The sequence below is a fragment of the Clostridium bornimense genome (genome assembly GCF_018917145.1).
Lineage (GTDB): Bacteria > Bacillota > Clostridia > Clostridiales > Clostridiaceae > Clostridium_AN > Clostridium_AN bornimense_A.
In genome coordinates, this window is sequence record NZ_JAHLOD010000038.1 from 25,728 (window position 1) to 32,241 (window position 6,514).

The 6,514-nt window shown below is 28.2% G+C and carries 5 protein-coding genes, 2 tRNA genes and 1 rRNA gene; all 8 read right to left on the minus strand.

The window, feature by feature from the left end; genetic code table 11:
- Positions 1–172: 172 nt before the first annotated feature.
- Entirely contained in the window at positions 173–2,908 is a 2,736-nt protein-coding gene (locus tag KQI30_RS12440) for a UPF0182 family membrane protein (protein WP_216463669.1), read from the minus strand.
- A gap of 10 nt (positions 2,909–2,918) precedes the next feature.
- Positions 2,919–3,422, minus strand: coding sequence for a transcription repressor NadR (locus tag KQI30_RS12445; RefSeq protein ID WP_216463670.1), 504 nt, complete (start codon positions 3,420–3,422; stop codon positions 2,919–2,921).
- 1 nt (position 3,423) lies between these two features.
- Positions 3,424–3,930, minus strand: a complete 507-nt coding sequence (locus tag KQI30_RS12450; protein WP_216463671.1) for an HDIG domain-containing metalloprotein — start codon at positions 3,928–3,930, stop codon at positions 3,424–3,426.
- Positions 3,931–3,979: 49 nt separating this feature from the next.
- A complete protein-coding gene (locus tag KQI30_RS12455) occupies positions 3,980–4,228 on the minus strand; it encodes a hypothetical protein (protein ID WP_216463672.1) in 249 nt (82 codons plus the stop codon).
- A 2-nt stretch (positions 4,229–4,230) separates the two neighbouring features.
- Positions 4,231–6,054: an LTA synthase family protein gene (locus tag KQI30_RS12460; RefSeq protein WP_216463673.1), complete on the minus strand. Its 1,824-nt coding sequence runs from the start codon at positions 6,052–6,054 to the stop codon at positions 4,231–4,233.
- A 181-nt stretch (positions 6,055–6,235) separates the two neighbouring features.
- Positions 6,236–6,311, minus strand: a tRNA-Ala gene (locus KQI30_RS12465).
- 3 nt (positions 6,312–6,314) lie between these two features.
- Positions 6,315–6,391 (minus strand) — tRNA-Ile (locus KQI30_RS12470).
- Positions 6,392–6,397: 6 nt separating this feature from the next.
- A 5S ribosomal RNA gene (gene rrf, locus KQI30_RS12475) occupies positions 6,398–6,514 on the minus strand.

A 6,514-nucleotide genomic window follows, 5' to 3' on the forward strand; every position in this document is an offset into this window, starting at 1 on the left:
TTAGAAATCAGAGTGTGGCAGTTTTATATATGCACTAAACATATATGATATTTTCCCTACAGGGGAAAATTAACCGAAACTGTGAACTGAAATTAAACTTAATTGTGCCATAATAAAAAGAACTATTGCTCACGAAAATTCATTCGTTATTGCAATAGTTCACTTTTAAATTCTATTTAGAAAGTTCCGAAATTATATCTCCAACTTCTTTTTGTAACTGACCATACTTTGCCCAATCACCATTTTTTTGCGCTTCAATCATTTCATTAAACTTTTCATTTGCCTTTTTAGCTAATGCTTTTTCATCTTCATTGTCAAAAACATTATCTTTTTTCTCTTCTGGAATTATTGTTACATTACTACTTGTATCAATATTGAATAACTGATTAAGAGCATCACTTACACTTTCACCCATAACAATTTTATTGCCATTAGCTAATATTATTCTCTTAACTTCAGGTACTGAATTATTTCCTGTTGACTCAACATAAATTGGCATAGCATATAATAATGAATTTTCTATTGGCACTATTAATATTTCGCCATATTCAACAGATGAGCCATTAGAATTTAATAAAGTTATTTCTTTTGATATTGTTGTATCCTGTTGTACTGTGTTCTTAAAAAATTGTGGTGATTCAATTGAAGTATCTGTTGGTAACCTAAGTAACATTAACTTTCCATAATTATCTCCATCCATTCTTCCTGCAAAAATAGCTGCCATAGTCTTTTTAGCACTTGGATTTAGATAATTAACTATAACCATTTCTTCTTTTTCTTCGCCAGGTAACTTAAATGTAACATAGTCTCCCTCTTTTACAGCTTTTTCTTCATTATTTTCTACACCAGACTCTAATTCTGATACATCCCATAAGTCACCTTTACTAAAGAATACATTGGCATCCTCAACATGATATCTTCCTAGAACCTCACTTTGTAAATCAAATAAATGTTGTGGATACTTAAGATGATTCTTTATATCCTCTGGCATTTTACTACTATCCTTAAATAATCCCTTATATATCTTTGAATAAGTTACTGCTATTGGATCATTATTATCTACTATATAGAAATCTACACTACCATTATATCCATCAATAACAATCTTAATAGAATTTCTTATATAATTAATCCCATCATATCTTTCTGCTAATGGATATAAGTTAGAAGTTGTATATGCATCAATTATCCACTTTATTCTGCCTTCACTTATAACTGGATATGGATCTTCATCTAATGTAAGAAAAGGTGCTATCTTATTAACTCTATCAATAATATTTCTATTAATTAATATTTTTGAGTCACTATTTATATTTGATGATATCATCATATTATAATCACCTTTATTTATAGCAAATAATAACTTATTTAAAAAGTTTAACTTTATACCAGCTTTTCCTGTATAGTCATAAGTATTTTCTTTACCATCCTCAGGATAATCAGTTTCTTTTAATGTAGTATTTACAATAGCATAATCTTTAGTCTTTTCTCCAAAGTATATACGTGGATTCTCTAAATTTATATCTGTAGCATTATTTATCGGAACATCCTTCATAACAAAGTCTGGTCTTCCTGAGTCAGTAATAGAATTTACTCTACTCATAGCAAGTCCATATCCATGTGTATATAATAAATGCTTTCCTTGCCAACTATCTGCATTTCCTTGTAACCCCTCTATATTTATTTCTCTAGGAGTTATAAATACTTGTGTCATCTTTCCATCTATCTCATATCTATCAACATCGATATCCTCAAAGTCATAATATGATCTCATTGTTTGTGCTTGATTAAAAAACTTTAATGCAGGATAAAATGAATTAATCTTTAGATTATTTATAGTATCCATATTTCTTAAAACAGCATCACCATCTAAATTATCACCTAATTTAACATCTTTAACTTCTATATCATTGATATTAAATCCATTTTGAGTCATTTCAATATTATTCTTTATATATTTTGATTCTAGATCTCTTTGATTTGGCTTAACATATAAATTATCATATAACTCAGAAACTATAGGCTCCGCTATAATCAATGCAAATAATGCTACTATAGCAAATACTATTGGCTTAATTTTACCTCTTAAAACTGATATAAAAACAATAACAGAAGCAATTATTGACACTATAGATATAACCTTATAGAAATTCAAGCTTATTACCTTATCAGTATAAGATATTCCTAAAACAACACCTCTACCAGAGTATACTAAACCATACCCCTTTAGAACATAACCTGCTGCCAAAGTAATAAATATCAAAGATACAACTATTGCAAGTTGCTTTCCTGCAAAAGACTTTAAAGGATTTTTAGCTGATATAAACTCTTTTGCTGATATATTTTCTATATTAATATTACCTATCTTCTTGCCACTCAATAAATTAGTAGCTAAATAAAACACCCCTGTAAGTAGTACCATTAAAATAAGTATATTAAATACTAATGAATAAATAGAATTTAAAAACGGCAACTTAAACATGTAAAATGATACATCTTTATTAAACACAGGATCTGCAACATTAAAATCAGTAGAATTTAAAAATGTCAACGCATCATACCAATATGCACTAGTTAACGTAATAGACATCAACAATGACACTAGTAATATGATTCCTTTTGTTATACGCTTTAACTTTTTATCCCCTTCTACATTAATCTCTTTTACAACTTTACTTTTCTTATAATTTTTTATTAATATATTGCCATATACACTTAGTGATATAAACATTACTAAAAAAATAGGAATGAAAATAACAAGTCTTGCAAATATTCTAGTCCATAATACTGATTCATATCCAACTTCATTAAACCATTGAATATCAATAATAAAACTTGATAATCCAACAAAACCACCTATAATCACTAATAATAATATAGCAACTATCGTTAATAATTTTTTCTTCATCATATCCTCCTTATGTACTAATTAAATAACCTGAATCTCTTAATTCTTTAATTATATTATCCATACTCTCCTGATTTTCTGTATATATAGTATGTAAATGCACTCCTCCTGCTGCTGAAGATAACACATCTATATCTAGATTACGTACCTTATCCATAAAAATATCTATATCATGTAATGTCTTAATCATAATCTTTCCTGTTATCTTACCATACAAAGGATGTTCTATAGTTATATCCTCAATAACTCCTCCATACTTAATAATTATTCCAAGTTCATCTTTTATTTCATCCTCACTATGCTTTACTGTTACAATAGTTCTTACTCCAATATTACTATTTAATATATAACCAGATGATGTAGATATTATCTCTAATCCCTCTGCCTTTAATATAGAAATATCTTTTACAATAACCTGCCTTGTAACATTAAATCTTTGTGCTAACTCAGCTCCCTTAATTGGATTTACACCCAATAATTCTTTTATCTTTTGTCTTCTTTCAATTGAATTCATCTTAACATTCATCATCGCTTTCTTTAAGTATTTCCATGTATATATTTTTTCTCATATTACGTATATTATTGCTACTATGATGAAATCTTATGGCATCTAAAATCTCTTCATTATATTCCTTATCTTTTAATAAGTTATATCCTATTTCTCCATGTTCATAATAAACCTTTACCGACTTTATATTGATAAACTTTTTAAGTAACCTTGGAAACATTTTATTTAGAATTACAAATATAGATTTTTCTATAACATTAATATGTTTATAACTCTTTCCTATATCATGCAATAGAGCTATCTTTATCATACTATTTTCATCTAGCATATCATATCTACTTAGTTTATTCAAAGCATTGTAACATACTTTAACAGAATGTTTTTGTTCACTATTGGACAAACTATAAAATAGCCTTTTTTCCTCTTCATTTAAATGATTATTAACAAAACTTATATCATCATTATTCATCTTATCCGTAATATTCCACCAAAATTGCTTAACTCTATAAAACATATTTCCTCCTAATAACAATATAAGGTATCAAACTTGATACCTCATACCTCTACATAAATAATGCTAAAACTATATCTTGAATATTATCAACTATGAAATAATGCATAGCGCCTAAAACCCAACAAATTAATAATACTCGTATAGCTCTTTTTATTTTATCTTCTCTATTATTTTTCTCATAAGTATAGCACTTATATATTCCTATTAACCCTATCATCCATCCTATTACACCCTCATAAGTTAAAACAGGAACTAATAGAAAGAACGGTGTAATTATATATAACCATTTATCCTTCATAATTATCTTCCCTTCTTTCTATCCTTAAAATAATTGCTTCTTATCATCTTATCAGAAAGATTTAAACTTTTTAGCTTCTCTTTTTTCTCTTTCTTATTATCTCCTCTATATTCACCAGTAGTCAATACTGCAAAATTTTCATTCGTATTTAATAAATTTCTTCCCATTGCTGTATCTATATATTCACTCTCATCAATGCCTAATAGATAACTTATAGTAGGTAGAAAATCAACTTGTCCTCCATATGTTTTTATTTCTTTTCCACTAAGTTCTTTGTCATAAATAATTAGTGGAACATGCTTATCATTATTAATAGCTTTCTTTCCTAACTCTTGATTCTCATCTATCTCATCTTTATAAAATTTAGTTACACCTTCATGGTCACCATAAAATACTACTACAGAATTATCTAATATTCCTTCCTTATCTAATGAATCCATGAACTTGCCAAGTACATAATCCGTATATGATACTGCCGTTACATATCCTCCTAACTTAGTATCCTTTACCTCCTTACTCAATCCCAATTTATCAAATTCATCAGGCATACTAAAAGGGGTATGTGAGGATATACTTATCATAAAACTATAAAAAGGAGTTTTTTCTTCTTTCAATCTAGGTATAACTTGTTTAAAAAATGATTCATCTGTAAGCCCTAAACCATAAAATTCTGTTTCCTTAAAATCAGAAATATCATATGCATTTTCAAACCCCATTGACAACTCTGACATCTTCCAGTTCCAATAAGACCCCTTCTCAGGATGCATTGTATATGTGTTATATCCATTATTCTTCAATATAACTGGTAATGAATTATATGTATTATTAGGGTAATCAAAATTAACAGATCCCCTCTTAACAGGTAACATTGATGTATTTGTTACAAAAGTACCATCAGAAGTTGTCCCATTTAAAGTTTGTTCAAAATAATTACTAAAGTAATATGAATTCTTTAACAACTTATTTAAATTAGGAGTTATCTCCTTACCTTCTATCTTTTCATTTATCACAAAGTTTTCTAAAGATTCAAATTGAACTACTATCAAATTCTTATTTTTAAATCTTCCAAAATCATCTGTTTTCTCCAATGCTCTTTCTTTACTATTGTAATAATCCTTTATCTTATTTTCATCCTTACTGCTTAAGTTATATGGTTTTGTATCCTTATAAAATCTATAACCATCATATATATGATAACCTATTGGACTTAAATTAAACATTTGCGCATTTGATGACCATATTGCCTCAAATAAACCTTGTCCTGGATAACCTCCATGAAACTTATCTATTTTTACATATCCATAAGAAATATATCCTATTCCTATAACAAACACAAATAAAAACATCTTAACTTGTCTCTTAATTACTGGTTTCTTATCTCTTTTTAATATCCATATATAAATAGGTATATCAAGAAAGAAAAGAATATCAACCCATCTTATCATAGATGCTATGCTTTCTCCTAAATTATCTAAATTAGAAGTCATCTTTAACATATATAAATTTAGGAATGATCCAAATCCTCTATAATACCAAAGGTCTCCTATTAGTAAAATAGTAAAAGCCAAATCCAGAATAATTACATATATAATCCGTCCTTTATTTTTAAATAAATATATAAATGATATAAATATTAATATAAACGCTATGTATACTAGCACTTGAGGTACACCTACAAATAATTGCTTGAAATTAATTTTAGATGCCTTAGAATCCGATATAAGCATTATAAATAGCGTTGTTTTTATAAACATAGAGAATAATATAAATATAAAACTTTTATCTTCTTTTATCTTTTTCAGATTTTTCATTATATAGTCAAACATATTTACTCCTCTTTCTTTTTAATCACTTCTTATATAATACAATATATTGAATTATTTGGATACATGTATTATGATTAACTTTTTCTTAATATTCATAAATATTTACTTAACTATCTTATATATCTGCAAAAAATAAAAAAATAAAAGGAAGTACACTAACTGTAATTCCTTCTATCTTTTATGGTGGAGATAAAGAGATTCGAACTCTTGACCCCCTGCGTGCAAGGCAGGTGCTCTCCCAACTGAGCTATACCCCCATATGGTGGACCATCAGGGACTCGAACCCCAGACCTACCGGTTATGAGCCGGTTGCTCTAACCAACTGAGCTAATGATCCATATTTACCTGGCAACATCCTACTCTCCCACACAGTCTCCCGTGCAGTACCATCGGCCCTCTGAGGCTTAACCATCGTGTTCGGTATGGGAACGGGTGTATCCCTTAGAGGCATCATCACCAG

Coding starts and splice junctions, on each gene's coding strand:
- KQI30_RS12440 (WP_216463669.1), bottom strand. CDS start 2,908: ATGAAGAAAAAATTATTAACGATAGTTGCTATATTATTATTAGTGATT.
- KQI30_RS12445 (WP_216463670.1), bottom strand. CDS start 3,422: ATGAATTCAATTGAAAGAAGACAAAAGATAAAAGAATTATTGGGTGTA.
- KQI30_RS12450 (WP_216463671.1), bottom strand. CDS start 3,930: ATGTTTTATAGAGTTAAGCAATTTTGGTGGAATATTACGGATAAGATG.
- KQI30_RS12455 (WP_216463672.1), bottom strand. CDS start 4,228: ATGAAGGATAAATGGTTATATATAATTACACCGTTCTTTCTATTAGTT.
- KQI30_RS12460 (WP_216463673.1), bottom strand. CDS start 6,054: ATGTTTGACTATATAATGAAAAATCTGAAAAAGATAAAAGAAGATAAA.